We start from the raw sequence: 2,497 nt of genomic DNA on the forward strand, positions 1-2,497 counted from the left end.
GAGCCGCGGAGCGAGCGCTAGCGAGCGCAGCGGCACGCCGCGCATCTGTGCATCCGCTCGTGCGCCCGCCGTACGCCTCAGCCGCTGCACTCTCGCGTGCACCACCGCGCACGCGCGTGTTCATGGTCGGGGGCGGGTCCCCCGGTTGCGGGCAGGCGCGGAAGCGGATGCCATCGAGGCGGGTTCGGAACCGCCGGCGACCCCGGCGTCCCCCGTAGTAGCAGCAGCAGCCGCAGCCGCAGCCGCATCCCCCGTCTCCGATTCGCCGTGGGGGACGTAACCCCGCCCGGGGGCCACGAACAGCAGCACCACCGCAGCGCCCGCCGCGACCAGCCCCAGCGCGAACAGTGCGTCGGAGATCCCGGTCACGAAGACGTCGGCGGCGGCGTCGACTATCCCCTGGAGCGCCGGCCCGGCCACGGCGACGAACTCCACCGCGCCGGCGAACGAGCTCTCCACCGCCTGACGCCCGGACTCGGGCACGCCGGGCAGGACGTCGACGATCCCGGTGGCGTAGCGGCCGGCCAGGATGCTGCCCGAGAGCGCGATGCCGATCGCGGCTCCCACCTCGCGCATCGCGTCGTTGACGGCGGCGGCCACCCCCTGTTCGTCGACGGAGATGTCGGAGACGATCGCCGAGGTCGCCGGCGCCGTCGAGAGCCCCAGACCCACGCCCGCCGCGAGCATCGGCCACATGATGTCCCAGTACGTGGAGTCGACACCCAGCCGGGAGAGCAGGATCATCCCGGCCGCGATCGCGCCGACGCCCACCACGGAGACGACCCGCAGTCCGACCACGGCGGTGATGCGGGGCGAGACCAGTGAGAAGAGCAGGACCGGCAGCGCCATCGGAGCCAACGCCAGGGAGGCGGCGATCGGGTCGTACCCCTTGACCAACTGCAGGTACTGCACGATCAGCAGGAAGAACCCGAAGATCGTCAGGAACTGCATCCCGACGGAGATGGAACCCGTGGCGAAGCCCCGCCGGCGGAAGTACCGCACGTCGAGAAGGGGATCGGTGGCACGGAGTTCGACCAGGACGAAGGCCAGCAGGCTCACCGCGGCCACGATGAGGGTGACGACGACGAGGGGGTCGGAGAAACTCGTGTGCGCGCCCTCGATGAGGCCGAAGACGACGCCACCGACCGCCAGCGCCGAGAACACGGATCCCAGCACGTCCGGCCGCCCGTGCCGGGACGCCACGGATTCACCGATCGTGAGGGCGGCCAGGAGCACCAGCAGACCGATGCCGGAGTAGACCACGAAGATCGCCTTCCACGACCACACCTCCAGCATGACCCCCGAGCTGAGCAGGCCGACGATCCCGCCGATACCCGCGAACCCGGCCCACATGCCCACTGCGGAACCGCGACGCTCGGACGGGAAACTGGCGGTGAGCAGCGAGAGCGTGGAGGGCATGACGAACGCCGCGCCCACTCCGGCCACCGCACGCAGGACGATCACCCAGAGCGGCGAGTCCAGCCAGATGGGCAGGGCCGAGGACACGGTGAACAGGGCCAGCCCCACGATGAGGGTGGCCCGGCGGCCGAAGCGGTCGCCCAGGGCGCCTGCGGTGAGCACGAGCGCGGCGAGCGCCAGCGTGTAGGAATCGACGATCCAGGTGAGCTGGGCCTGGGTTGCCCCGGTGGCCACGGCGATGTCCGGCAGGGAGGTGTACAGCGCGGACATCGTGGCGACGACCAGCGACACCGCCACGATGTTGACGAACAGCAGCCAGCGGCGCCGTCCGGTGGTCAGTTCCAGCACTTCGGCTCCCTGGGGTCGGAGGTGTGGCGACATCTGAAGAAACGATACCGCCGGTATCGGTCGGGTCACCACACCGTATCCCACCGGGGGCCGTCACAATGGACCCATGCAGTCTCCGACCGATCCGCGCCGCGCCCGCTCGCGGGGAAAACTCCTGGACGCCGCGGTGGACCTGCTCCTGTCAGGTGGTGCCGCGGCGGTGACGGTGGACGCGGTCACCCGCGTGTCCGGCGTCGCCCGGACCACGCTGTACCGCAACTTCCCCTCCACCGACTCACTGATCGCGGCGGCGTTCCGGCGCCTGCTGCCGGCGCCGGAGCCGCCTCCGAGTGACGCCCCGGTGCGCGATCAACTCGTCCAGTTGTGCACGTCCATGACGCGCCTGATCCAGGACGCCCCGCTCCAGCAGTCGATGTGGGGATGGCTGGCGATGGGCCGGGGTGCCGGGGACGACGACGAGGTGGGCGAGCTGCGCCGCGGCGTCGTGGACTCCTACGCCGCCCCCCTGCACGCCGTCCTGTCCACCGCCGAGTCCGCCGGAACCCTGATCCCCGGGGACCGCGACCTGGCGGTGGCCCAGCTCGCCGGGCCGGTGGTCCTCGCGCGCATGATCGGACTGCGACCGTTCACCGCCGCGGACATCGAGATGCTCGTCGACGACTTCCTGCGCAGCCGCCTCGCGGGGGAGGCTGCCCGGCACCGCGCGGTGGCCGACTCGTGACCGGCGCCG

General features: G+C 71.6%; 2 protein-coding genes. One reads left to right on the plus strand and one right to left on the minus strand.

What is annotated here, in order from left to right; genetic code table 11:
* Positions 1 to 120: 120 nt before the first annotated feature.
* Positions 121 to 1,767, minus strand: coding sequence for an MFS transporter (locus G6028_RS12110; RefSeq protein WP_259848356.1), 1,647 nt, complete (start codon positions 1,765 to 1,767; stop codon positions 121 to 123).
* Positions 1,768 to 1,873: 106 nt separating this feature from the next.
* On the opposite strand from G6028_RS12110, the gene G6028_RS12115 reads away from it, so the two are divergent.
* Positions 1,874 to 2,488, plus strand: a complete 615-nt coding sequence (locus G6028_RS12115; protein WP_179524169.1) for a TetR/AcrR family transcriptional regulator — start codon at positions 1,874 to 1,876, stop codon at positions 2,486 to 2,488.
* Positions 2,489 to 2,497 lie beyond the last annotated feature (9 nt).

It is taken from the genome of Dietzia cercidiphylli (assembly GCF_014145145.1).
Taxonomy (GTDB): Bacteria; Actinomycetota; Actinomycetes; order Mycobacteriales; family Mycobacteriaceae; genus Dietzia; species Dietzia natronolimnaea.